We start from the raw sequence: 23,514 nt of genomic DNA on the forward strand, positions 1-23,514 counted from the left end.
GTCACGGTTACTCATCCTCATCTGATGGCTCGGGATGGACGGAAGGGCCGGTACCCGATCTCTTGTCGCCGTTGAACGCCTCCCACATCAGGCCCGGCTGCCGGGGTGCGCCGGCCGTTCCCGGGGAGAGCGTCGGGGCGACGGGCGGGTGGGGGGCCGTGCGGACGACCGGCGTCGGGACGGGCGACTCCCGCCGGCGCTGCGGCAGGCCGTTCGCGGTCTGCACGGCCTCGACCGATTCGCGCGCCACCGCCGGGCTCGGCCCGACCGGAGCGACCGTACGCTTCGCCGCGAACGGCTGGACCTTCCTCGGCTGTTGCTCGACGGTGGTGATCAGGCGCCTCGGGACGAGCACCACGGCCCGTACGCCTCCGTAGGCGGAGGGGCGCAGATCGACCTCGAGGCCGTTCTCGCGGGCCAGCCTGCTGACGACGGGCAGACCGAGCTGCGTGGCCTCGCCCAGGTCGGCCAGCTCCAGGCTGGAGCCCCCCTGGGCCATCACGCGGTCGATGCGCAGGCGGACCTCTTCGGTGAGCCCGACCCCGCGGTCCTCGATCTCGATGGCGATGCCGGACGGCACCTCGCTCGCGCTCACCTCGACCGGGGTGTGCGGCGGCGAGAAGGTCGTGGCGTTGTCGAGCAGTTCGGCGAGCAGGTGGATCAGGGGCTCGGCTCCCGGGCCGATGACGGCGACCTCCGTCACCGACTGCAGCTTGACGCGGGGGTAGTCCACGATGCGTGACATGGCGCCCCGTAGGACGTCATAGAGCGGGATCGCCTTCGACCACTGGCGTCCGGGCCGGGCGTCTCCCAGGACCGCGACGCTGGCCGCGAGGCGACCGATCAGGGCGTTGCGGTGGTCGATGGCCTGCAGGCCGTGGGAGACGACGAGGTCCGTACCGTGCAGGATCTGCATGTCGTGGAGGTCCTTGGCGAGCTGGTGCACGATCGCCTGGACCCGGCGCGCGATCGCCACCAGGGCCCGCTGGGAGGAGTCCCGTGTCTGCTCCTCGGCCTCCACCGCTTCCAGGAGCGTCCGCAGGGCGGCCCGGAGGGCTTCGGCGAACTCGCTGTCGAGGTGTTCCCCGAACCTGACCGCCTGGAGGATCTCCGAGGCGGGGTCACCCTTCTGCATCCGTGCGACGGCCGCGGGGAGCAGCTCTTCGGCGAGCCATACCGTGGTGGCCCGCTGGTCGGCCAGACGCCCGAACAGTGCCGCTTCGCGCTGCGCGTAGTACTGCTGCACGTCTGCGGTCACCCGCGCGTGCCGGGTCCGCTCCGCCGCCCGCGAGCGGCGCGCCGTCTCGGCCGTGGTGATGGCCGTCAGGACGACCGCGACGAGACCGCACCAGGCAACCGGCGTATGTATCTGCGCGGGAACGAAGATCAGCGCTATGCCGCAGGCCCCGGCCAGAAGGCCGGGAGGGATGAGCCATGCCGGAGCCGTTGCGCGTGGCAGGCCTCCGGGGGTTGAGCCGGTACGAACCATCGGGGGGTCCCTAAACAGTCTGGAATGAGTGGACTGGGGGTGGTGCGGTACGGATGCGGGAGCGGTCCGGCCGCCGCCCGGCCGAGCGCGGGTGAGGGCACGGGTGCCCCCGACGGGTCGGTTCGAGATCGCATCGGTGGTCACGCCTCCTTGCGGCCAGGCCTCCGTCCGCGCGCGACACGGCATTCGGTCACTCACTGTGAGTGCAGCGCAACACGCAGGGGAGAATAGTCAGTTCGGGTACACCATGTGACCTTGCTGGAGCGGGAACCTCCGCGTTGACCGACCTGGGTCCGCAATTGATCGATCCCTGTCATGACGCGCACCGCGGGCGCATGGAATCGACCGCATCTGGCGGCCTGGCGGCCCCGGCTCCCCGCCCCGAGGTCCGCCGCCTCCTTCCGCGGGGTGTCCGCTCCCGGATCCGCCCTGCCGGACCCGGTCCGGACATGTGCTCTCGTCATCGGCCCGATCGCGAGGCACCGCGGGCGCCGGCCCCACGCCGCGGCGCTCTTCGCGAGACCGGGGGAAGCCGTGCGGCGACGGTCAACAACCGGCCTCCACGGCTCCCCCGTTCAAGCGACGACCTCGAACCACCGTTGACGTCCGTCCCGGTATGCGGGGCGGCACGGCGGGAAGCGCCCCCGGAAACTGCTCCGCAATTGACAGTCGGGGCTGTCGGTGACCGGTTGCGGCGGATGATGTGCCCGACATGGCCGAAGCCCCCGCACGGACACGTCCGCGATGCTCTGTCACACGGTGGTGCGCCGGGGGCCTCCCGGCGGCCGTGCGGGAGGCGTTCCCCTGATCCTGACGGGCTCCACGGCTGCGGGCCGAGGCCCGTCCCGCACGACGAGAGGGTTCTCCATCATGAACAGATCACGCACGCGCGTGGCGCTCCGCCGGCTGGGCATCGCGGCCGTCGGCGCCGTGGCGGTCGTGGGTGTGGCTGCCGGCCCGGCCGCCGCACACGCCGAAGTCACGGCCTCGGACCCGCGTGCGCTCGCCGAGAACGTGACGCTGTCGTTCACCTCCGAGGCGGAGTCGGAGACCGCCGGCATCGCGGAGTTGCGGGTGGTACTGCCGAAGGGCATCGCTCCGGACGCCTTGACCCTGAAGGACGCTCCGAAGGAGTGGAAGTTCACGGCCACGGCGGACGGGTACACGATCGGCGGCCCGGCCCTGCCCACCGGCACGGACGCCGAGTACAGCGTCACCGTGCGCCAACTGCCCGACGAGAAGTCCCTGGCCTTCAAGACCCTGGAGACCTACGGCGACGGAAAGGTCTCCCGCTGGATCGAAGTGCCCACCGCCGGGGAGAAGGTCGACAACCCCGCCCCCCTGCTCGAGCTGAAGGCCGCGGCCCCGGGAGCCAAACCGATCGCCCCCGGCCCGTCCCCGACGCCGAGCGCCGCCGTCCCCTCCCCCCGGCCCTCGACCGCGTCCCCCTCGGCGCCCGCCGCGTCCGCGGGCGCGCGGGCGGCGGGCGATGAGGAGGCGGGCGGCGGCACGGGCGCCGTCCTCGGCGCCGTCGCGGCCGTACTCCTGCTCGCCGCCGCCGGCGCCCTCCGGTGGCTGCGCCGGGGTCGCGGCCGGGCCTGACCAAGCGGGCCCGGCTGACGCACGCCGGGGCGGGTGCCTGCCGGTACCCGCCCCGGCGTGCGTCAGACCCGGGCCGGTACGGGCTCGGGTGCGGTCAGTCGTCCCGTACGGCCCAGCGCGGCGAGTGCCGCGGCGCAGCCGGCGCCGACCGTGGCGAGGATCAGCCAGGGCAGGGCGGGGAAGCCGGCGTTGCGGGCGGTGTCGAGGAGGGCGCCGGTGGCGAGGTTCCCGAGGGTGATGCCGACCCCGCAGACGGTGTTGTAGAGGCCGTAGTGGGTGGCCACCCAACGTCCTCCGGCGAGGGAGACGATGGTGTCCATCTCGAACGGCACGAGCACGGCGGTCGCCAGGGCGAGGAGGCCCGCGCAGAGCAGGAGCGGAGCGACCGCGAGGGCCGCGGACCAGCCGCCCTCCCCCCGCGCGGACCCTGCGGTCAGGAGGGGCGGGAGGAAGGCGGCTCCCATGAGGGCCGTGCCGGTGGTCAGACAGCGTGCCGGTGTCCGGGTGCGTGTGCACCAGTCGGTGATGCGGAGCTGGCCGACGAGGGCGACGAGTCCGGATACGACGAACAGCGCGCTGGTGGCCGCGGTGGCGAGGGAGCCGTCGCCGGTGACGCGTCGGGTCTCCAGCGGCAGGGCCAGGTACACCTGGAAGGACAGGACGTAGGAGCCGGTCATGGCGAGGGAGAAGAGCCAGAAGGGCTTGTTGCGGAGTACGGATCCGGCCTGTTCGCGCAGGGCGGGCCGGTCCTCGCGGGGTGTCGCCGCGCTCTCCGGGAGCCGGCGCAGTTGCAGCAGGGTGAGACCCGCGAAGAGGGCCGAGGCGACCGCGCAGGTGGTGGGGAAGGAGACCGAGGTCAGGGCCAGACCGACGAGGGGGCCGAGCAGGATTCCGGCCTGGTAGAAGACGTTGAAGAGGGCGAAGGCGTCGACCCGGCGCTCCTGCCCGGCCCGGGCGGCCAGCAGGGCCCGTACCGCGGGGTTGAACAGGGCTCCCGCCAGGCCCGTGGCCGCGGATGCGGCGATCAGGGCGGGGAGCGATTCGGCGAAGGCCAGGGCGGCGAAGCCGACCGTGCGCAGGGTGCAGCCGGCGACGATGAGGGGTTTGTGGCCGAGGCGGTCGGCCAGCATGCCGCCGATGAGGAACATGCCCTGCTGGGAGAGGTTGCGTACGCCCAGGACGAGGCCGACGGCCCAGGTGGCGAGTGCGAGGCTGCCGGAGAGGTGGGCGGCCAGGTAGGGCATGAGCATGTAGAAGCCGAGGTTGATGGTGAGCTGGTTGACCAGCAGCAGCCGCACCGTGGCGTCGAAGGAGCGGTACTGGCTCCAGGTGCGCTTCACCGGGCGGCTCCCGCACCCGGGATGCCGGCGGCCGGCACGGGGTCGGTGACGTCGGTGCACCGCGTCCAGCGGGTCACCTCGCGGTCGAAGGGGGAGGCGACCACGTCGGGTTCGGCGGGCGCAGTGGTGCCGAGGAGCCGGTTGGCCCGGCAGTAGTCGTCGTTGAAGACGGTGTCGAAGTAGCGGTGCGGTCCGTCGGGGAAGACGGCGGCGATGCGCGTGCCCACGGGGCGGGTACGGGCGATCCAGCCGGCGACGAGGGCCACCGCCCCCACGCTCCAGCCCCCGGTGGCGAACTGGCGCTCCGCCAGGCGGCGCGCGGACCAGACCGCTTCCGCGGGAGCCACCCAGTGGACTTCGGCGAAGGCGCCGTAGTCGACGTTGCGCGGGTGGATCGAGGAGCCGAGGCCGCGCATCAGCCGAGGGCGGGCGGGCTGGCCGAAAATCGTGGACCCGATGGTGTCGACGCCGACGAGCCGCAGGCCGGGGGTGCGCTCGCGCAGTCCCCGGGCGATGCCCGCGGAGTGTCCGCCGGTGCCGACCGCGCACACGAGGACGTCGATGTCCCCGAGCTGGTCGCCGAGTTCGGCGGCGAGGGGGCGGTAGGCGGCGGCGTTGTCGGGGTTGTGGTACTGGTCGGGGCACCATGAGCCGGGGTGGCGGTCGAGGAGTTCCGCGACCTTCCGCCGGCGGGCCTCCTGCCAGCCGCCTTCGGGATGCGGCCGGTCGACGAAGTGGAGTTCCGCGCCGTGGGCGGCGAGCATCCGCTCCATGATCGGTTCCATGCCGGGGTCGGTGACGAGGTGGACCGGGTGTCCGTGGAGGACTCCGGCGAGGGCGAGGCCCAGGCCCAGCGTTCCGGAGGTGGATTCGATGACGGGGGCGCCGGGAAGGAGGTCGCCGCGTTCGCGGGCCCGGTCGACCATGTAGAGGGCGGCGCGGTCCTTGATGCCGCCGGGGTTGAAGCCTTCGAGCTTGGCCCAGAAGCCGCGCGGGGCGGTGGCGAAGGGTTCGTCGATGAACAGCACGGGGGTGTTGCCGACCGCCTTGAGCACGGTGTGCGGGGAGGCGGACAGGGGCGGTTCGGTCATGGTGCGGGTGTCCTTCGTACGGCACGGCACACCGGCGCTGCCGCCCGCGGGCGGCACGGGACGGCGTCGGGCCGTGCTGGAGTGGGAGTGGGCGCGCCGGCCTCCCGGACCGCGGCGGCGTGCGGCCGCGCGGGCGGGGAGGCCGGGGCCGGTCACGTCCGGGTGACGCACACCTTGCGGAGCAGGGCACGGCCCGAGTCGGCCGCGGGTGGGGCGGCCGTTGCGTACGCGGCCGCGGTGCCGGCAGCGGCCGCGGGCCGGACCACCGGTGCGCCGGCGTCGTCTTCGGCCGGGGCGCCGGGGGCGCGGAGTTCCGGGACCGGCGCGGTGACGTGCTCGTCGTGGGCGTGGGCGCACGGCAGGTCCCGATCGGGACGGCCGCTCGCCGTGAGGGCGCTCGCCGTGAGGGCGCTCGCGGTCGTCACCCGGTCGGGAAGGGCCACGCGGTGGTGCCCGCCGCTGTCGCACACGCCGAGCAGCAGCGCGACCAGGGCCGTCGCCACCAGGGCGACCGCCCAGCCGCCGCCGCGGCGGGGGTCACGGGACCACGGGAGATTCCACACAGTGACGCCGACGCTACCTTGCGTACCCACCCGGTGCGTGCCGGCAGGGTCCGTGGGAGGGCGGCGCTCCGGCCACACGGGGCCCGGCGGAGGCGGGGCGGGCGCCGGGGGGCGGCGCCCTGTGGCAGGCAGGTGCCGTCATCGGCATACGGACGGATCGCCGGAAGGGGTGAATCTCGCCCCGGCGCCGCCGTTCGGCGCGCCGCAACCCGGCGGAAGGAGCGGGGGTGTCCGGCCCGGGCTCCCCGGCGCGGGCGCAAGCCGGAGTCCTCCCCGGCCGGTCCGGGCAGTGGCCCGCTACCTCGGCACGGGCGCGACGCGGACCGTGTCGCGCACGGTGACCTGGTCGATGTCGGTGGTGCGCACCGTGATGTTCAGGGTCCACACGCCCGGCATGGGGAGCCGCAGGTCGTAGGCGGCCCAGTACCCCTTCTGGTCCTTGAGCTTGGCGTCGAGCGGGCCGATGCCGAGCTCGTCCTGGGTGAGCGTGAGGCGGAGCTCCGGGACGGCCGCGAGGCCGCCGTCGGAGGTGTAGACGACGGCTTCGACCGTGTTCTCTCCGACGCGTCCCGGCGCCAGCGTGATCTGCACCGTGCCCTGGTGGTTGGCCGTGCCCATGTCGAAGGGGACCGTGAGCACCTGCACCCGCGGTTCCTCCGCGGAGGCCGCCGCGGCCCTCTCGCCGGCGGCGCGGCTGGGCTGGGTGCCGGTGAGCACGGTGGTGATCACCAGGATCAGGACACCGAGCGCGGCTTCGACGCTCACCATGCGCCGCAGGCCGCGCCGGTACGCGGCGGCGTCGAAGGGGGGCGGCCCGGCCTCGCCGCCCGGCCCGCCCCCGGCGGGTGCGTCGGGCGCGGCGTCGAGGTCCGCTCCCGCCGCGGAAGTGGGCGCGCCGACCGCCTGGGCGACCCGCACCCGCTCGCGGGCGGGCGCCGACGGCAGAGCCGCGGCCGGCGGGGCCCCCTGGACGAGGCGGGCGGTCCAGCGGCGGGAGAAGGAGGCCGCCCACAGCACCAGGACGACGGCGGCGACCTTCACGACGAGGGTCTTGCCGTACGACGTGGTGGACAGCGCCTCCCAGGAGCCGACTTGCCGCCAGGACTGGTACACCCCGGTGCCCACGAGAACCGCGACGGCGCCGAAGGCCAGCGTCGAGAAGCGGCCGATCGCGGCCGCCGGGATCTCCCGGCCGTCGGGGCCCCGGCGCCGGAGGAGGAGCAGCAGGGTGACCAGGCCGCCCAGCCAGACCCCCATGGCCAGCAGGTGCAGAGCGGCGGCGGGCATGGCCAGCGCCACCTGGATGCCGGCGGAGGCATGTTCCGCGGCGGCCCACGTGACCGTCAGGGCCACGGCGAGCAGCGCGCCGGCCAGACGGCCGCGGACCCCGATGACGGCGGCGTCCGGCCGCCGGGCCCACCGCCCGAGCAACACCGCGGCGACCGCCAGGAGGACCAGCCGCGCGATCAGCGCGGCGCCCGGCCGGCCGCCGACGGTCCGGCCCAGCCGGGCCAGGTCGAAGGCCGAACCGACCCCGCCGGCCGTCTCGTACGGGCCGCGCAGCAGCAGCATGGCCGCCGTGGACGCCGCCAGCGCGACCCATCCCACCACCAGGAGCCTGCGCACCGGCCGGAGGGCTCCCGCTGCGGGCCAGCACAGGAGGACGAACGCGGCGGCTCCGACGAGGAGGGCCAGACCGCTGTAGGCGACATGGCGGAAGACGCCGTACAGGCGGCCGACCGCCGTGTCGTCCGGCGATCCGGCCGCCACCACGGCGGCGGTCTCGGACGGCGCGCCGATGGAGAAGACGAACGCGCCGGAGATCGGGTGGCCGTCCGCGGAGACGACCCGCCAGGCCACCGTGTAGGTGCCCTCGGGCAGCTTGCCGGACAGCTCCACCCGTGCGGTGTCGTCCTTGCCGTCCACGTGCTGCGCGGGACGCGGGTTCACGCGCTCGTTCCGCGGCGACAGGACCCGCAGCGAGTCGTCGGAGAAGCCGACCGACTCGGTGAAGGTGAGCGTGACGTACCGCGGCTCCGTCTTCAGGACGGCGCCGTCCGCGGGATCGGAGCCGCTCAGCCCGGCATGCGCGAAGGCCGGTCCCGCCGCACCGAGGAGCAGGGCGAACAGGAAGGCGACCAGCGCCAGGACGGTCAACGGCCTCCTCGCGGGAGGCGATCCACTGGGCATGAAGGCACGGTCTCCGAAGCGGCTCGTACTGGTGGAGAAGTCCGGACGTTAGTGCGGCCGGGCAGGGCGGCGGGCTGTTTGAGCAACTTCGGCTAAAGACCGCGCAGAAGGCTCGACCCGGGCCGTTTTCCCTGTATGGCCCACGGGACGACGACCACGGGGACCGCCGGCGGAATGCACCGAGGTCACGGCATGTGGTTTCCTGGACCCCGTCTCGCACCGTGACGAGACGACCACGTAACGTAAGGGGATGGTGTCGTGAGCGTTCTGGACATCAAGCTGGAGCGGGCGTTCGACGTCTTCGACTCGGACCGCGACGGGCGGCTCGTGAAGTCGGACGTCATCGGCCTCTCGGACAAGCTCGCCGAGTCACTCGGCTACGCCCCGGACGCAGTGGACGGGCTCCGGAACTCGCTGGCCGACCTGTGGGACACCGTCTTCCACAAGATGGACAAGAACGACGACGGAGCCGTCGACCGGCAGGAGTTCCGGGCGGCGTTCCGGGCGCGGATCGTCACGGACCAGAACCGGATCTGGGAACGGATCAGGAACATGAGCAACGCCTGGACCGAGCTGGGCGACCGCGACGGCGACGGCATGCTGAGCCGCGAGGAGTACACCGACCTGCTGCACGGCATGTTCCGCCTGCCCCGGGAGACCTTCGAAGAGGCGTTCAACCAGCTCGACATCGACGGTGACGGGCAGTTGAGCCGCGACGAGATCAGCTCCGCGATGAAGGAGTACTACACGAGCGAGAACCACGCGGCGCGCGGCAACCAGTTCTTCGGCCGCCTCTGAGCAGCTGGGCACGGGGGGCCTCGCGACCCACCGCGCCCCCGTGCCCCACCCGCAGTATCGCCGCACGAACCGGACCGCACCGCACCGCACCGCACCGGACCGGACCGGACCGACCGAACCGATGCGCCTCGCGCCCCCGCTCGCCGAGCGCGGGCGGGGGCCGATCCCCCGAAACCCGCCTGGAGGACCCCTGATGGCCAATGCCGCACTGCCCGTGATCGTTCTCTCCGACCCCGATCCGCTCCGCCGGCACGAGACGGCCGAGCTGGTGCAGAGCTGGTACCGGCACTCGTTCCGGGTGCTGCAGGTCGCGGGGCCGGCGGAAGTGGTCCGGGCGCTGACGGCGCTGGCCGACCGGAAGGTGCGGGTCGCGGCCGTCCTCACGGACGAGGTGCCCGACTCCCGCGCCGCCCATCCCGGCGTGCGCTGGCTGCCGTTGACCGGCCACACCGGCGCCGTGCCCGGTGCCCGCACCGGGACGGACGCGGGCGGCGGGGCGGCCCGGGCCGAGGAGAGCCCGGCCGAGCACCTCCGGGGCGCGCTCGACGACTCCCTGTGCACGTGGAGCGCCGACTGCCAGGGGGACCTGCCCACCGCCGAGGTGCGCGGCAGCCGCTTCTCACCCGCGGCGTACGCGGTGCGCGACTTCCTCGGCCGCAGCGGCGTGCTCTTCCGGTGGCTGCCCGAAGAGGACCCGCGGGAGGCCCCGGTGACCGTCCGGCTGGGCGACGGCACCGAGATGGTGGACCCTCCGATCAGCGCGCTGGCGGAGCGGCTCGGCCTCATCCGGCCGGCCGGGCAGGACCACTACGACGTCGCGGTGATCGGCGGTGGTCCCGGCGGCCTGTCCGCGGCGGTGTACGCGGCCGCCGAGGGCATGAGCGTGGTGGTGATCGAGGACGACGCGCCCGGCGGGCAGGCGGGAACGACCTCCCGGATCGAGAACTACCTCGGTTTCCCCGTCGGGCTCACGGGCGGCGACCTGGCCCAGCGCGCCTTGCAGCAGGCGCAGCGGGCCCGCGTCGAGTGGCAGCCCACCCGGGTGGCCGCCCGGGTGACCCCGACCGGTGCGGGCGGGCACACCGTCGATTTCGTCAAGGCCGGCACCGAGGAGTCGGCCTCGGTGACCGCGGCCGCGGTGGTGGTCGCCACGGGCGTGGACTGGAACCGCCTGACGGCCCCGGGCGTCGACCGCCTCCTCAACTCCGGCGTGTACTACGGGTCGTGCCTGTCCGACGCCCCGTCGACCGCCGGGGAGGACGTGTACATGGTGGGCGCGGGCAACTCCGCCGGCCAGGCCGCCCTCTACTTCGCGCGCTACGCCCGCTCCGTCACCCTGCTGGTGCGCGGCACCGACCTCGGCGCGTCCATGTCGAACTACCTGGTGCAGCGGATCGAGCGGACCCCGGGCCTCCGGGTCCTGCTGGGCACCGAAGTGGCCGAGTGCCTCGGCGCGTCGACGCTCACCGGACTCAGGCTGAGGGACCGCCGGGGGAAGGAGAGCACCGTCACCGCGCACTGCCTGTACGTCCTGATCGGCGGCCGCCCGTCGACCCGGTGGCTCGGCGACACGCTGGAGCTCGACGAGCGCGGGTACGTCCTGACCGGCGGCGGTGGAGCCGCCCCGGACGCGCTGCCGATGGAGACCAGCCTGCCCGGGGTGTTCGCCGTGGGCGACGTACGCTCCGGTTCCGTCAAGCGGGTCGGCGCCGCGGTGGGCGAAGGCGCGGCGGTGGCCCAGTCGCTGGTCGAGTACCGGCGCCGGCACCCGGAGCGCTTCCAGGACGCAAGGGTGTCCTGCGGCTTCTGACCGAATCGCGACCGCCCGCCGCCGCCACCGCGCGGGCGGTGGGCGGCAACGACGCCCCGAGCACCGGTTGCGCCTTCGCCGCAACGCTCGACATGGACGAAGACGGAACGGGTCCCGGACAAGGCCGCCCGTGCCCGGGACGCACCCGCCGGCCGGCTCTTCCCGCGTCAGCGGCGAGGGCCGGCCGGCTCCAGGTTCCGCATGCGCCCGTAGGCGTACACGCAGCCCGCGAGGGCCAGGTCGGACAGGAGCATGAAGCCGATGGAGTACGAGCCCTTCGCGCTGTAGACGGCTCCCATCAGCAGCGGGGGGACGAAACCCCCGAGGCCGCCCACGGCGCCGACGATGCCGGTGACGCTGCCGACCCGGTCCTGCGGCGTCACCTGCGAGACGAGGGCGAAGACGCTGCCGCCGGCCGCCCCGAGGCCGGCCGCCATGAGGAGCAGGGCGAGCGTGCCCAGGGGGTACAGCGGCGGGTCGAAGGCCTGGACCACCGCGAAGAGCGCGACGACGGCCAGTGCCCCGGCGGTGACGACGGCCGGGTGGATCCGGTCCGACAACCGGCCCCCGACCGGCCGGAAGACGACGGTGACCAGGGCGAAGCCGGCCGCTTTGGCGCCCGCTTCGGTGGGCGACAGCTCGTACCAGGTCTTGAGGTAGGTCGGGAGGTAGACGCCGAACGCGACGACCCCGCCGAATCCGATCGCGTAGAGGGCGGACAGCTCCCAGGTGACCCGCAGTCTGCCCGCGCGGGCCAGCCGGGCGGAGAGCGGGGCGGTGGGGACGGGCCGGTCGGGTCGCTCGGTGATGAGGAAGGCCGCGGCGACGGCGAACACGGCCAGCGCGATCGCGACGACGAGGAACGGCAGGTTCTCGCCGTGCTCGGCGATGCGGGGAGTGAAGTAGCCGGAGAGGGCGACGCCTCCCGTGCCCATGCCGAACACGCCGAGGGCGAAGCCCCGCCGGTGGGGTGGGAACCAGGAGTTCACGAGGGGCACGCCGATCGCGAACGTGGTCCCGCCCAGGCCGAGGAGGAACCCGGCCAGCAGGACCCCGGCGTAACTGTCGCGGGTGGGGATGAGGAGCAGCACCGGGACGATCGTGAGCGCCGTGACCAGCGGGAAGACGATACGGGCGCCATAGCGGTCGGTCAGCGCGCCGGCCGGGATGCGGCCGAGCGACCCGACCAGGACCGGGACGGCGACCAGCACCGACTGCTGGAGGTCGCTGAGGCCGAGGCGGGCCTTGTAGTCGGCCGCGAGCGGGGCGATGAGGTCCCACGCCCAGAAGCTGAGGGCGAAGCCGACCGTGGCAACGGCGAGGTTCCGGTACGCCCCGGCGGGAGGTTTCGCTTCCGTCTGCATCCCGCCAGTCAAAGCGAATCGCCCGGCCCGTCGCCCGGACTGGGCCATCGGTGGGCGAGGTCGATCGCAGACCGGCTCGCTAAGGTCGCAGGCATGACGACACCTCTTGCCGGCAGTGCCTTCGACTCGCTCCGCCTCGACGCCGTTCCCGACCAGGAGGCGCTGCGCCGGGCGTACGCGCTCCCCGGCGACGCGGCCGTGCGCAAGCAGATGAGCGAGCTCACCGAACAGACCCGGCGGTTGATCGGCTGCTCTTCACTGGTCCTGGTCGCCAGCGCGGACGCCGAGGGCAACTGCGACGTCTCGCCGCGAGGCGGACCCGCCGGATTCGTCGCCGTCCTGGACTCACGCACCGTGGCCATACCGGACGCGACCGGCAACAAGCGGCTGGACACCCTGCGGAACGTCGTCGCCACCGGACGGGCCGGGCTGCTGTTCGTCATCCCGGGCCGGACCACCACCCTGCGGGTGAACGGCCGCGCCGTCGTCTCCACCCGCCCGGAGCTGCTGTCGCAGCTGACCGCCGTCGGCAAGCCGCCGGCCAGTGCGCTGGTGCTGGGGATCGAGGAGGTCTACCCGCACTGCCCCAAGTCGCTGCTGCGCAGCGCCGCCTGGAAGCCGGAGCAGTGGCTGCCGGCGGACGCCCAGCCGACCTCGGCCGAGGTGACGCTGGCCCAGCTGCGGATGCCGGAGCTGACGATCGCCGACATCGAGCGGGCGGAGGCGGACTCGCTGAAGTACCGGTACGAGTGACGGGCCGATCCGCTCCGCAGCGGGCTCGCCGCGCGGCGGTGAGGTAGACGCTCAAGGCCGCGGCCAGGTCGGTCCTCCAGGCGTTGAGGCGGGTGGCACCGCGCGCGTTGATCTCGCAGTGGTGCGTGGATCCGTCGTGACCGCGCGGGCCGCGGCGACCTCGGAGCGGAAACGCTCAGGGAAGACCGGATCGGCGGCGAGTTCGGCTCTGGCGACCTTCAGGGCCACCGCGCGGCCGCCCCGCGACCGGGCCAGGTACACCACGCCCATGCCGCCTTCACCGAGCTTGCGCTCGCTGGCGTACGAGCCGATGCGGCCCGCGTGCCCTTCGTAACCGGCGCTCAACCGCTCTCCCCGAAGGCGTTCGACCCGTCGATCCCGCAGCGGACTCCCTCATCGACGCGGCGGACTCGTCCGGCGGGTACGGCGGGCTTGGCGGGCGGCTGCCAGGTCGAGCACATCGCCGGCGGGGACGTCCCGGTCGAGGGCGGCGGCGAGCACGCCGGCGAGCTCCCGGGTGTGGTGGGCGAAGGTGCCGGCGGCGTGCCGGGCGGCCTCGGCGGGGCAGTGGCGGCGGATGGGCCGGCGGGTTCGGGGGGCGCCGGGGAGCTGCTCGGCGTCGAGCTCGTCGGCGAGGTGGCGCAGCACGCCGGCGGCGGTGGCGCGCGGGAGGTTGGAGCGGACGTCGGCGGGGCCCCGGTTCGGAAGGGCGACGATGAGGCGGTGCGTGTCGAGGGACACGAGGGTGACGACGTCGGGGGTGCGGGTCACGGGGCGGGGCTCCTGTCGGGGTCGAGGCGCTGCGCACGCGCGCGGCGGCGGCACCCACACAACGCAACTCTCAGTTGCAATACGCTGGAGACTGGCACACGGTCGCCCGCCAACGCAACTCAGAGTTGCAAGACGGCGCGACCGCCGCCCCCGCCGTAGCGTGGTAGCAGCAAAGGACACTCCGCGGTGAGGGGCGATGCGCCATGACGTGGGCTTCGTGGACAACGACAGGAGTCTTCGCCGGACGGGGCGGGGTGCTCACCGAAGAGGCCGGGGTCCTCAGCGGGGACCTGACCGTGCACACCACCTGGTCGGGCCGGGAGGCCCAGGTGGCAGTGCAGTACAGCGGCGGCTCGGACTGGTTCACCGTCACCGGCAGCCCGGTGCACTGCGCGTCCGAGGAGGACAGCCGCCTCCTGCACCAGGTGATGGTCGACGCGGTGCGCACGGGCGCCGCCGCCACCGTTCCCCACGACATCCCCACGGGCACCGGGCGGAGCGGACCGGAGCCGGCGTAGCACCGCGCTCGCCCCGCACCCCGGGCAATCGACCGCCGGCCCCCTTGGAAGCCGGCGGGACCCGGCGACGGGTACGGGCGATGGGGCTCCGGGGGGCGGTCGCTCTCGATAGGCTGAGACCGGACCGGGTGGTGGGGACAGTAGGGAGCTGGTGGGCGTGGCGGATCCGTTGCCTCAGGTACCGCGGATGCAACTGGACGAGCTGCTCGAGGAGCTTCAGGCCCGCATCAATGCCGTACGCGGAACCCGGGACCGGGTGCACAGCCTGCTGGAGGCGGTCGTCTCCGTCGGCCGGGAACTGGACCTGTCCCAGGTCCTGCGACGGATCGTGGAGGCCGGCGCCCTGCTCGTCGAGGCCGACTACGGCGCACTGGGCGTGATCGGACCCGACGGCCGGACGCTCTCGCAGTTCCTCACCGTGGGACTCACCGAAGGGCAGATCGCCCGGATCGGGGCGCTCCCCGCCGGCCACGGCCTGCTGGGCGAGGTCATCCGCCATCCCGAACCGCTGCGCCTGACGGAACTCAGCGCGCACACCGCGTCGTACGGCTTCCCGGCCGATCATCCGCCGATGCGCACGTTCCTCGGCGTCCCGATCCGGGTCCGCGACGAGGTGTTCGGCAACCTGTACCTGACCGACAAGCGCGACGGCCAGGACTTCGACACCGAGGACGAGGCGGTCATCTCCACCCTCTCCGTCGCCGCCGGGGTGGCCATCGACAACGCGCGCCTGTACGAGGGTTCCCAGCGGCAGCAGCGCTGGCTGCGGGCGAACGCCGAGATCACCAACAGCCTGCTGTCCGGGAGCCCCCGCCCCGCCGCGCTGGAGCTCATCGCACGCCGTGCGCGGGAGATCACGGGCGCCGAGCTCGCCGACATCTCGATGCCGCTCGACGGCACGGACGACCTGGCCGTGGAGCTATCGGTCGGGCCCGGCAGCGAGCTGCGGCGCGGCCTGGTGGTACCCGTCGAGGGCAGCCTCTCCGGAGCCGCGTACGAGGCCGGCAGACCGGTCACCACCGCCGGCCTCGCCACCGACGACCTGTACGGCGGCGGCGCGCAGCAGCTGACGGCGCTCGGACCGGCGGTGGCCGTCCCGTTGGGAACGGCCGCCGGGGACGGGCGGGGTGTCCTGCTGCTCGCCCGGGCGGTGGCCGAGCCGGTCTTCACCGACGGCGAGCTGGAACCCCTGCTGGCCTTCGCCCGCCAGGCCGCGCTGGCGCTGGAGCTCGCCGAGCGGCGGCGCGACGCCGAGCAGATAGCGCTGCTGGAGGAACGCGACCGCATCGCCCGTGACCTGCACGACCTCGCCATCCAGCGGCTCTTCGCCACCGGCATGACCCTGCAGAACGCGGCCCGGCTGGTGGAGCACGAAGGCGCCGCCGAGCGGGTGGGGCGGGCCGTCGACGACCTGGACGAGACCATCAAGATCATCCGATCGACGATCTTCGGGCTCCGCGCCAAGGACCGCGAGGCGGGGCCCGGTCTGCGGGCACGTGCCGCCCGGGCGGTCGGAGAGGCGGGGTCGGCGCTCGGGCACCCGCCCCGCCTCAGCATGGAGGGGCTGCTGGACACCGACGTGTCCACGCAGGTCGCCGACCATGCCATGGCCGTGCTGACCGAGCTGCTGAGCAATGCCGCCCGCCACGCGCACGCCACCCGGGTGGGGGTGTCGCTCAAGGCCACCCACGACGAAATCGTCCTGACGGTGACCGACAACGGCAGGGGCGTGCCTGCCCAGGGCCGCCGCAGCGGCCTGCGCAACCTCGACGAGCGCGCCCGGGGCCTGGGCGGCACGTTCTCCGTCGGAAGCCCGTCCGAGGGCGGAAGCGTACTGGTCTGGCGGGCTCCGCTCACCGGCGCAGCCGGCACGTGACCGGCCGGGAGCCGCACACGGTCACGGACCCGGTCGGGAGCCGCACACGGTCACGGGTTTGGCCGGGTCCGCCTCCAGGCGGAACCCCGTGACCAGGTCCGGTGTGATGCGCAGCGCGCGCACCATGGTCTGCGCCACCCAGGGGCGCAGCCGCGAGGCGTAGCCCTCGGGGTCCTGCACCGGGGTGGCATAGCCGGTCACCACGACGCTCCAGCCGAGGTGCGTCTCGGCATCGATGGCATCGGCTTCGTAGGCGACCACGACCCCCGAGGTGTCGGACGGCGCGAGCAGGGAGGCGAGGGCCCCGCCGTCCTCGACGCGTACGACGATGCTCTCGCCCTCCACGAGGTGGTTCACGGGGCGCACTGCGGGCAGCGCGTGCCGGGTGAAGACGATGCGGCCCAGCGACACCGCCCCCAGCAACCGGAACGCCTCGTCGCGGTCCAGCGGCCGCATCCGCCGGGGTGACGGCTCCCGCTCCCCGTACGCCGTCTCGCTCTTCACGGTCCGCACCTCCTTCGCTTCCGGCATCCGCGTCGCGCGGGAGTCACCTCCCCGACGGCAGGAGCACCCGGTCGGCGCCGAGGACCCGCATCGGCTCGGCCACCAGGCGCGGAACCCCGGCGAGCGTGAGCCGGGTACCGCAGGCGGCGCACCACTGGTGCGTGCGCAGGAGCAGGTCGATGCCGGAGCTGTCACAGAAGGTGAGGCCGGACAGGTCCAGCGTGAACTCGCGGCCCGACGAGCGCGCGAACTGCATCAGTCTCGGTCCGATCTGCTTGCTCGTGTGGAAATCGAGTTCACCGCCGAGGGACGCCGTCACTTCGGAACCCTCTCCTACCGCGCACGTCAGTGCGATCAGCTGCGTGGCCATGGCCCACCCTCACGTTCCTTGCGGCTTCCTGGGTCCAGCCGCGCCGTTCCCCGTGCTCCTCACAGCTCAGCGGACCGGACCGGACCTTCGTAAGGACCGGTCGGTCCCTGTCGAGGGCCGAAGGTCCCTCTCCGCGCCCGCCCGTACGGGGCCCCGAGGAGCCCATCCGCGACAAGGGCCCATCGGCCCTGTCCGAACGGCCCTTGCGAACGGGAGGATTGAGTCAGTCGCACGCCCGCGGAGGGCGGGCGCCCCCGAAGGAGTTGCGTCATGACCGAGAGCGGCCCGTCTCCCGCGAAGTCGCCCGCGCCGATCGGCGTGTTCCTCCTGGACGACCACGAGGTGGTCCGGCGCGGCGTCCACGACCTGCTGGACGCCGAGCCCGATCTGACCGTGATCGGCGAAGCGGGTACGGCGGAACAAGCCCTGGTCCGCATCCCGGCGTTGCGACCGCAGGTGGCGGTCCTGGACGTGCGACTGCCGGACGGTGACGGGGTGAGCGTGTGCCGCGAACTGCGGTCCCGGATGCCGGAACTCGCCTGTCTGATGCTCACCTCCTTCGACGACGAGGAAGCGCTCCTGGACGCGGTGATGGCCGGCGCGTCGGGATACGTCCTCAAGCAGATCACCGGGACCGACCTCGTCTCCGCCGTGCGCACCGTCGCCTCGGGCCAGTCCATGCTCGACCCCGGCGCCACCACCCGTCTGATGGCCCGGATCAGGGGCGACGTCCCGAAGGAGGAACAGCCTCCCGGACTGCCCGGGTTGACCGAACGGGAGCGCGAGATCCTCATCCTCGTGAGCGACGGCCTCACCAACCGGGAGATCGGCGAACGGCTCTTCCTCGCGGAGAAGACCATCAAGAACATCGTCTCGCGGCTCTTCACCAAGCTCGGTGTCGAACGGCGCGTGCAGGCGGCGGTCATCGCCAGCCACACCTTGATCCCTCCGAGCCAACGGCCCACGCCGGCACCGGAGTCGACCGAGGGCACCGCTTCGCGATGACCGTCCGCGAACGTACGACGGCGGGCCGGACAAAGGGCCACATCCCCTCTCTCGGGACGGTCAGTCCAGGTGGAACACCTCCGTCAGCGGTGCCATCGCCCGGTCGGCCGGCGTGCCGTCCAGGTGCTGGAAGTAGCGGGACATCTCGGCCTGCCAGCGGGCGTTGACCCCGGTGGCGGACATCGCCTCGCGGGCGCGATCGAAGTCCTCGGTCTCCAGGTAGCCGACGAGCAGGCCGTCCGGGCGCAGGAACAGGGAGTAGTTGGTCCAGCCGGCGGCCCGGAGGGCGTCGAGCATCTCCGGCCACACCCGGGCGTGGCGCTCGCGGTACTCGTCGGCGAGTTCGGCCTTCACCTGGAGCAGGAAGCAGATCCGGTGCTTCGTCATGAGACACCGATCCCCGCCAACTGCATGTAGTACACGCCGAACTGGTCGGCGGTGAGCGTGGTGCCGGTGACCTTCACGTACCGGGCGGTGGTGGCGGCGAAGGCGAAGGGAAGGCCGCCGGCTCCGGGGCGCGGGTACGAGCTCCTCGACACCACGGTGGTCCAGTTCGTGCCGTCGGTCGAGAGCTGGACGGTGAAGGCGGACGGGAAGCCGCGCCCGGTGTTCGGGATGTCGTCGCGGGGGTACAACGTGACCTGGCTGATCCTCGACGGGCCGCCGAGGTCCACCCGCGCCCACTGCGTGGTGTTCGGGGAGCCGGCCCCTGCGCTGCTCCAGCCCGAGGAGTTCCACAGGTCGGTGTGATGGGTCCCGTTGGTGAGGTTGGCGGTCAGCCAGCCCTCCTTGGGGTACTCGACCGAGCTGGAAGCGGTCGCCGTGCGGCCCGGTGCCAGATCTCCGCCGACGGCCTCGACCTCCGCGAACTGCATGCGGAAGGCTCCGAACTGATCTGTGCCCAGGTTGGTCCCCGTCACCTTCACGTAGCGCGCGTTGACCGTCTCGAACGGGAAGGTCTGCGCCGTGGCACCGGGCCTCGCGTACCCGGTCCGGCTGCTGACCGTGGTCCAGTTCGTGCCGTCGGTGGAGGTCTGGATGGTGAAGTCGACCGGGAAGCCCTGACCGGCGTTGGCCCCGTCGCTGCGGGGGTGGAGGTCCACCCGGCTCACCGGCCGGGCCGAGCCCAGGTCCAGCCGCACCCACTCGGTGTGGTTGGCGCCGGTACTGCCGGAACTGCTCCACCCCGCGGCGTTCGGCGCCGACGGCCGCTGCCCGTCGACCGCCGAGCGGATGCCCCAGCCGTCGGCCTCGTACGAGCTGGAGGCGGTGACGGCGGCGCTCTCGGCCGGGGCGAGAGAGGTGGGCATGATCCGGGCGTTCCAGAAGTTCGCGCTGGCGCCGCCGGTGACCAGACCCACGTCGCCTGCGATGAACGCCGCGTCGGTGACGGTCAGCACCGGCGCCTGCCCGGTCCCGGAGTACACCTTCAGGGCGTTCCCGCGCGCCACCACGCGCAGTCGGGTGCGCTGCCCCGGCACGTAGCCGGGCACGGACGCCGAGCCGATCCCCGCGCCGCTGCGGTAGACGAACACCTGGCCGTTGTCCCGCTGGGCGATCAGGTAGCCGGAGTCCAGGTCCGTACCGTTGGCCGAACGCACCATCAGACCTGCCCAGTTGGTGTTTCCGCCGGACGAGCTCACCCCGGTGATCTGCAGGTCCACACCGACCGAGACGTCGGTGTAGCCCCGCCCCCGCAGGTAGGAGACGTCCCCCCAGTACGCCGACGCGTCGGACTGCGTGTACCGGGCGCCGCCGGTCGACCAGGTCCCCCGGGTGTGGGTCCAGAAGTGGTCGCCGCCGCTGAAGTCGTCCGTGAACGGCAGCGCCAGGTCACCGGATGCCTCGGCCAGTTCGTCGAGGAGCTGCTTGTGCCGGCCCTCGACGTTCCACCCGGAGAGGTCGTACGCCGTCGGGTTGGTGATCACCGTCTCTGCCAGGGTGCGTGCCGCCTGCGGCTCGACCGCGGCCAGCTGCTGCAGCAGCTCGAAGTCCTGCAGGCCCGCGGTCTGAGCCTCGCTGCGGAGGCTGTCGTATATGCCGTAGGCGGCCTTGTTCGGATAGACCAGCCAGTGGTCGCCGGTCTGCGAGGTGTTGAAGGTGTCGGCGGCCGGGTACGGCTCGCTGAAGCCGTCGTGCCAGTAGTTCCAGCCCCAGTGCAGGTACCCGTCGCCGCCGATCTTCCAGGTCAGCCAGGGCAGGAGCCTGGTCCCGCTGAGGTGGTTGCTGGTGAAGCGGTTCATGTACGAGCCCTGCGGGAGGATGCAGCTGTACAGCCACAGGTCCTTCCCGCTGATCCGGTAGCTCTGGTAGAGCGCGACGTTCGCGTCGTAGTTCGACGAGAGCGGGGTCTGCGTCGACAGGTGGGCCGCGTCCCCGGTGAAGGTGGTCAGCTGCGCCTCGTTGGTACGCGGGTTCGGGAAGTACTGCTCGTAGAGGGTGTAGAGCCAGTTGGCAGCCGTGGCCTGTTGGGTGGTGGTGGGCTCGTCCAGGGCGCTCATGTAGAAGTTGTCCGTCCAGCCCCTGGCATCCAGGTGCGCCTTCAGCGCCGGGAAGAACTGCTTCAACCAGTTGTTCGTGTCCGGGCAGCCGTTGGCCGCGGCGGAGTCGGGTCGGCAGAGCGCGTGTTTGACCGCTCCGCTGACGCCGTTGGCCGGCACCAGGGTGTCGAGGTACGGACCGGAGGCGGGCGGCTCGAGCAGGGTCGGGGTGTAGAGGTACTGCATGGCCCCGGCGCTGACGAAGAGGTTGACGAACCGGTCGAAGGTGGACCAGCCGAAGGTGAAGCGGCCGGCGGCGTCGACGGTGGTGTCCGGGATCAGCAGGGCCACCGCGTCGGCGTAGATCACGTTGTTCCGGTGCCGCGCCATGTTCGCCGCGATGTTGGCCTCGACGGTCCACCAGTCGGCGTCGTACATCCGCACGCCGTACTCGTTCGGGATCGACGCCTCGGTGCCCTCGTAGTCCCAGCCCGCCGAGGAGAACCAGTTGTTCATCTTGAACGTGGACTGCGAGGTCGGCGGGATCGTGGCGCTGTACACGGTCACCGACACCGGAACGGTGACGGCGCCCAGGCTGCTGTTCACCGTGGCGCTGCCGATGTAGGCGCCCGGCACCTGACCGGCCGGCACGTGGACCTGGTAGTAGGCGGCGTACGTGGTGTTCGCCGGCACCGACTGCGGAGTGTTGTCCATCAGCGCGTCGTAGTAGGCGGTCCCGCCGTCGGGCGGGTTCTGGACGTTGCCGACCTTCTGGATGTTCGGGTGGTTGTACTCGTAGCGCGTGGTGATGTTCGCGGCGGGAATGACCGCGCCGCCGGGGCCGGTCAGTGCCCCGGGGGTGACGGACACCCCGGTCTGCGCCGAACCGGACCGCACCAGGATCTGCGCCCCCTCGTAGGCGTTGCGGGCCGCGTACAGCTCGATCCCGGTCGGCGCCCAGCCCGGCGGGGTGGTGGAGGTGAAGGGCCGGTCGGTGGCGTCCAGGATCCACACGGTCGGGCCGCCGGCCGCGCCGGCCTCAGGCGCGGCGAGGACGGACAGCGGCACTGCACACAGTGACAGTGCCAGACACACCAGGAGACGCAGGGATCTGCGGCGACGCGTGCGCATGGAAACCCTCCGAACTCTGAGAAATGGCTTCGAAAGCCGAACGGGCCTTTCTTGGACCTGTTCGGGCCGCTCACAATTGTTTTGCGGCGCGACTTTCGGTCGGCGCGGGGCCTCGCTGTTCGGAGTCCTGATGACGGCGCGCGGGCAGCTCACGGCAATGACAGCGAGATCGGGGATGACACGAAGGGCGGCCGCTGGTCGCGCGATCGCATCGGGGATATGCGCACCCGGCCACCTGACGGCCAGCACGTTGCCCTTCGGTAAATGGAGTATTTCCAGAATTGCGATCCACAACCATGCACGCCTGAGCAAAATTTGACTGAGCGTCACAGTCGGGTCGGGTCAGTGGCGGGTGACACCGCGTCCGTGCCGTGCGGCTCAGGTCAGGCGAGCCCCACACGGGCGGCGGCGGCGTCCCACGCACGGATGTCTCCCGCGGGCTCGTAACGACGCAGTCGCTGGGTGCGGGCGACCAGGCGACGCATGGCGCCGCGGTCCTCGACCAGACCGTGGGTGCGGGCCTGGACGAGGATGTTGCCGATGGCGGTGGCCTCGGCGGGGCCGGCGATGACGGGCAGGCCGGTGGCGTCGGCGGTGAGCCGGCACAGCAGGGCGTTGCGGCTGCCGCCGCCGACGAGGTGCACGCAGCGGATCGAGCGGCCGGTCAAATGGACTGCCTGGGAAAGGGTGTGACGGTACGCCAGCGCCAGGCTCTCCAGGATGCAGCGGACGACGGCGCCCTGATCCTCGGGCAGGTGCTGGCCGGTGCGGGCGCAGTGCTCGGCGAGGCGGGCCGGCAGGTCGCCGGGGGCGAGGAACTCGGGAGCGCCGGTGTCGATGAGCGCCGCGAACGGGCGTGCGACGGCGGCGCGTTCGAGCAGCTCGGGCAGGTGGTGTCCCTCGCCGCGGGCGCGCCAGGTGCGCTGGCTCTCGCTGAGCAGCCACAGGCCCATGACGTTGCGCAGGTACCGGACGGTGCCGTCGATACCGAGTTCGTTGGTGAAGTTGGCGGCGCGGGAGGCGTCGGTGAGGACGGGCGCGTCGAGTTCGAGGCCGACGAGCGACCAGGTGCCGCAGGAGATGTAGGCGAAGTCCTCGGTGCCGGCGGGGACGGCGGCGACCGCGGAGGCCGTGTCGTGGGAGGCGACCGCGACGACGGGGGTGTCGGGACGCAGGCCGGTGGCGGCGGCGACGTGCGAGAGGACGGTGCCGGCGTGGTCGCCGGGGCGGCGCAGTGCGGGCAGGAGGGCCGGGTCCAGGTCGAGCGCGGCGAGGACCGGGGCGGACCAGGCGCCGGTGCGGCCGTCGTACAGGCCCGTGGTGGAGGCGTTGGTGACCTCTGCGCCGACGGTGCCGGTGAGCCAGTGGGTGATCAGGTCGGGCAGCAGGAGCAGGGTCCGGGCGCGGTCGAGGTGCTTCTCGGCGGCGAGCTGGAAGATCGTGTTGAACGGCATGTGCTGAAGGCCGGTGATCCGGTACAGCTCACGGGCCGGGAGGCGGCACCAGACGGCCTGGACGGCGGCGGCTCCGCGCGGGTCGCGGTAGTGGAACGGGTTGCCGAGGAGCGCACCGTCGGCGTCGAGGAGCCCGTAGTCGACGGCCCAGCTGTCGATGCCGACGGAGGCGAGGTCCCAGCGCGCGGCGGCTTCGCGGAGGCCGTCCAGGACGCCTTGGTACAGGCCGAGGGCGTTCCAGCGCAGCCCGTCCGGGAGTTGGACGGGAGTGTTGTCGAAGCGGTGGGTCTCGGTGAGGTCGAGGCGGTCACGGCCGACCCGGCCGACGAGCACCCGTCCGCTGGTGGCGCCGAGGTCCGCCGCGGCGAAGGCGGCCGGGGTGTGGGGGGTGCGGGGCGTCACGGC

The 23,514-nt window shown here is 72.9% G+C and carries 20 protein-coding genes; 7 read left to right on the plus strand and 13 right to left on the minus strand.

Features of this window, described 5'->3' with window-relative positions; all coding sequences use genetic code 11:
- Window positions 1-7: 7 nt before the first annotated feature.
- Window positions 8-1,258, minus strand: coding sequence for an ATP-binding protein (locus ACFY1T_RS29865; RefSeq protein WP_390790908.1), 1,251 nt, complete (start codon window positions 1,256-1,258; stop codon window positions 8-10).
- 1,101 nt (window positions 1,259-2,359) lie between these two features.
- Here ACFY1T_RS29865 and ACFY1T_RS29870 point away from each other — a divergent pair.
- Entirely contained in the window at window positions 2,360-3,091 is a 732-nt protein-coding gene (locus tag ACFY1T_RS29870) for a DUF1775 domain-containing protein (RefSeq protein ID WP_390790909.1), read from the plus strand.
- 62 nt (window positions 3,092-3,153) lie between these two features.
- On the opposite strand, the gene ACFY1T_RS29875 is transcribed toward ACFY1T_RS29870, so the two are convergent.
- The 4 genes from ACFY1T_RS29875 to ACFY1T_RS29890 all read right to left on the minus strand — a co-directional run bounded on the left by ACFY1T_RS29875 (window position 3,154) and on the right by ACFY1T_RS29890 (window position 8,242).
- Window positions 3,154-4,431, minus strand: a complete 1,278-nt coding sequence (locus tag ACFY1T_RS29875; RefSeq protein ID WP_390790910.1) for an MFS transporter — start codon at window positions 4,429-4,431, stop codon at window positions 3,154-3,156.
- Window positions 4,428-5,522 carry a PLP-dependent cysteine synthase family protein gene (locus ACFY1T_RS29880; RefSeq protein WP_390790911.1) on the minus strand — a complete coding sequence of 365 codons (1,095 nt, stop codon included), beginning with the start codon at window positions 5,520-5,522 and terminating at the stop codon, window positions 4,428-4,430. Before ACFY1T_RS29880 ends, ACFY1T_RS29875 begins: the two co-directional genes overlap by 4 nt.
- 152 nt (window positions 5,523-5,674) lie before the next feature.
- The gene (locus ACFY1T_RS29885; protein ID WP_390790912.1) at window positions 5,675-6,085 is read right to left on the minus strand and encodes a hypothetical protein; all 411 of its coding nucleotides are present in this window, start codon (window positions 6,083-6,085) and stop codon (window positions 5,675-5,677) included.
- Between the two features lie 297 nt (window positions 6,086-6,382).
- Window positions 6,383-8,242 (minus strand): copper resistance protein CopC, encoded by a 1,860-nt coding sequence (locus ACFY1T_RS29890; protein ID WP_390790913.1) that lies wholly within the window; start codon window positions 8,240-8,242, stop codon window positions 6,383-6,385.
- A 291-nt stretch (window positions 8,243-8,533) separates the two neighbouring features.
- Here ACFY1T_RS29890 and ACFY1T_RS29895 point away from each other — a divergent pair, with 291 nt between their 5' ends.
- Together ACFY1T_RS29895 and ACFY1T_RS29900 are read left to right on the plus strand one after the other, a co-directional pair.
- Window positions 8,534-9,073, plus strand: coding sequence for an EF-hand domain-containing protein (locus ACFY1T_RS29895; protein WP_051805376.1), 540 nt, complete (start codon window positions 8,534-8,536; stop codon window positions 9,071-9,073).
- Between the two features lie 193 nt (window positions 9,074-9,266).
- Complete coding sequence (locus tag ACFY1T_RS29900; RefSeq protein WP_390790914.1) at window positions 9,267-10,883, plus strand: NAD(P)/FAD-dependent oxidoreductase; 1,617 nt, start codon at window positions 9,267-9,269, stop codon at window positions 10,881-10,883.
- A gap of 167 nt (window positions 10,884-11,050) precedes the next feature.
- On the opposite strand, the gene ACFY1T_RS29905 is transcribed toward ACFY1T_RS29900, so the two are convergent.
- Window positions 11,051-12,247 (minus strand): nitrate/nitrite transporter, encoded by a 1,197-nt coding sequence (locus ACFY1T_RS29905; protein WP_390790915.1) that lies wholly within the window; start codon window positions 12,245-12,247, stop codon window positions 11,051-11,053.
- A gap of 93 nt (window positions 12,248-12,340) precedes the next feature.
- Here ACFY1T_RS29905 and ACFY1T_RS29910 point away from each other — a divergent pair, with 93 nt between their 5' ends.
- Window positions 12,341-13,000: an MSMEG_1061 family FMN-dependent PPOX-type flavoprotein gene (locus tag ACFY1T_RS29910; RefSeq protein ID WP_390790916.1), complete on the plus strand. Its 660-nt coding sequence runs from the start codon at window positions 12,341-12,343 to the stop codon at window positions 12,998-13,000.
- Between the two features lie 51 nt (window positions 13,001-13,051).
- Here ACFY1T_RS29910 and ACFY1T_RS29915 read toward each other — a convergent pair whose 3' ends face one another.
- Window positions 13,052-13,345, minus strand: a complete 294-nt coding sequence (locus ACFY1T_RS29915; protein ID WP_390790917.1) for a hypothetical protein — start codon at window positions 13,343-13,345, stop codon at window positions 13,052-13,054.
- Between the two features lie 48 nt (window positions 13,346-13,393).
- Window positions 13,394-13,771 (minus strand): hypothetical protein, encoded by a 378-nt coding sequence (locus ACFY1T_RS29920; protein WP_390790918.1) that lies wholly within the window; start codon window positions 13,769-13,771, stop codon window positions 13,394-13,396.
- A 203-nt stretch (window positions 13,772-13,974) separates the two neighbouring features.
- Here ACFY1T_RS29920 and ACFY1T_RS29925 point away from each other — a divergent pair, with 203 nt between their 5' ends.
- Both ACFY1T_RS29925 and ACFY1T_RS29930 read left to right on the plus strand, forming a co-directional pair.
- On the plus strand, window positions 13,975-14,289 hold the full coding sequence (locus ACFY1T_RS29925) for a hypothetical protein (RefSeq protein WP_390790919.1): 315 nt from the start codon (window positions 13,975-13,977) through the stop codon (window positions 14,287-14,289).
- A gap of 187 nt (window positions 14,290-14,476) precedes the next feature.
- On the plus strand, window positions 14,477-16,165 hold the full coding sequence (locus tag ACFY1T_RS29930) for a GAF domain-containing protein (protein ID WP_390790920.1): 1,689 nt from the start codon (window positions 14,477-14,479) through the stop codon (window positions 16,163-16,165).
- A 21-nt stretch (window positions 16,166-16,186) separates the two neighbouring features.
- Here ACFY1T_RS29930 and ACFY1T_RS29935 read toward each other — a convergent pair whose 3' ends face one another.
- Together ACFY1T_RS29935 and ACFY1T_RS29940 are read right to left on the minus strand one after the other, a co-directional pair.
- Window positions 16,187-16,621 carry a pyridoxamine 5'-phosphate oxidase family protein gene (locus tag ACFY1T_RS29935; protein ID WP_390790981.1) on the minus strand — a complete coding sequence of 145 codons (435 nt, stop codon included), beginning with the start codon at window positions 16,619-16,621 and terminating at the stop codon, window positions 16,187-16,189.
- Between the two features lie 91 nt (window positions 16,622-16,712).
- Window positions 16,713-17,039 (minus strand): STAS domain-containing protein, encoded by a 327-nt coding sequence (locus tag ACFY1T_RS29940; RefSeq protein ID WP_051805382.1) that lies wholly within the window; start codon window positions 17,037-17,039, stop codon window positions 16,713-16,715.
- Window positions 17,040-17,309: 270 nt separating this feature from the next.
- On the opposite strand from ACFY1T_RS29940, the gene ACFY1T_RS29945 reads away from it, so the two are divergent.
- Complete coding sequence (locus tag ACFY1T_RS29945) at window positions 17,310-18,044, plus strand: response regulator (RefSeq protein WP_390790921.1); 735 nt, start codon at window positions 17,310-17,312, stop codon at window positions 18,042-18,044.
- A 60-nt stretch (window positions 18,045-18,104) separates the two neighbouring features.
- On the opposite strand, the gene ACFY1T_RS29950 is transcribed toward ACFY1T_RS29945, so the two are convergent.
- The 3 genes from ACFY1T_RS29950 to ACFY1T_RS29960 all read right to left on the minus strand — a co-directional run bounded on the left by ACFY1T_RS29950 (window position 18,105) and on the right by ACFY1T_RS29960 (window position 23,511).
- Complete coding sequence (locus ACFY1T_RS29950) at window positions 18,105-18,431, minus strand: L-rhamnose mutarotase (RefSeq protein ID WP_390790922.1); 327 nt, start codon at window positions 18,429-18,431, stop codon at window positions 18,105-18,107.
- A complete protein-coding gene (locus ACFY1T_RS29955) occupies window positions 18,428-21,592 on the minus strand; it encodes a discoidin domain-containing protein (protein WP_390790923.1) in 3,165 nt (1,054 codons plus the stop codon). Before ACFY1T_RS29955 ends, ACFY1T_RS29950 begins: the two co-directional genes overlap by 4 nt.
- A 446-nt stretch (window positions 21,593-22,038) precedes the next feature.
- Window positions 22,039-23,511, minus strand: coding sequence for a rhamnulokinase family protein (locus tag ACFY1T_RS29960; protein WP_390790924.1), 1,473 nt, complete (start codon window positions 23,509-23,511; stop codon window positions 22,039-22,041).
- Window positions 23,512-23,514: the final 3 nt, after the last annotated feature.

The sequence above is a fragment of the Streptomyces sp. NPDC001194 genome (assembly GCF_042896985.1).
Classification (GTDB): Bacteria; Actinomycetota; Actinomycetes; order Streptomycetales; family Streptomycetaceae; genus Streptomyces.

Coding starts and splice junctions, on each gene's coding strand:
- ACFY1T_RS29880 (WP_390790911.1), bottom strand. CDS start 5,522: ATGACCGAACCGCCCCTGTCCGCCTCCCCGCACACCGTGCTCAAGGCG.
- ACFY1T_RS29910 (WP_390790916.1), top strand. CDS start 12,341: ATGACGACACCTCTTGCCGGCAGTGCCTTCGACTCGCTCCGCCTCGAC.
- ACFY1T_RS29870 (WP_390790909.1), top strand. CDS start 2,360: ATGAACAGATCACGCACGCGCGTGGCGCTCCGCCGGCTGGGCATCGCG.
- ACFY1T_RS29940 (WP_051805382.1), bottom strand. CDS start 17,039: ATGGCCACGCAGCTGATCGCACTGACGTGCGCGGTAGGAGAGGGTTCC.
- ACFY1T_RS29945 (WP_390790921.1), top strand. CDS start 17,310: ATGACCGAGAGCGGCCCGTCTCCCGCGAAGTCGCCCGCGCCGATCGGC.
- ACFY1T_RS29925 (WP_390790919.1), top strand. CDS start 13,975: ATGACGTGGGCTTCGTGGACAACGACAGGAGTCTTCGCCGGACGGGGC.
- ACFY1T_RS29900 (WP_390790914.1), top strand. CDS start 9,267: ATGGCCAATGCCGCACTGCCCGTGATCGTTCTCTCCGACCCCGATCCG.
- ACFY1T_RS29950 (WP_390790922.1), bottom strand. CDS start 18,431: ATGACGAAGCACCGGATCTGCTTCCTGCTCCAGGTGAAGGCCGAACTC.
- ACFY1T_RS29935 (WP_390790981.1), bottom strand. CDS start 16,621: ATGCGGCCGCTGGACCGCGACGAGGCGTTCCGGTTGCTGGGGGCGGTG.
- ACFY1T_RS29905 (WP_390790915.1), bottom strand. CDS start 12,247: ATGCAGACGGAAGCGAAACCTCCCGCCGGGGCGTACCGGAACCTCGCC.
- ACFY1T_RS29930 (WP_390790920.1), top strand. CDS start 14,477: ATGCAACTGGACGAGCTGCTCGAGGAGCTTCAGGCCCGCATCAATGCC.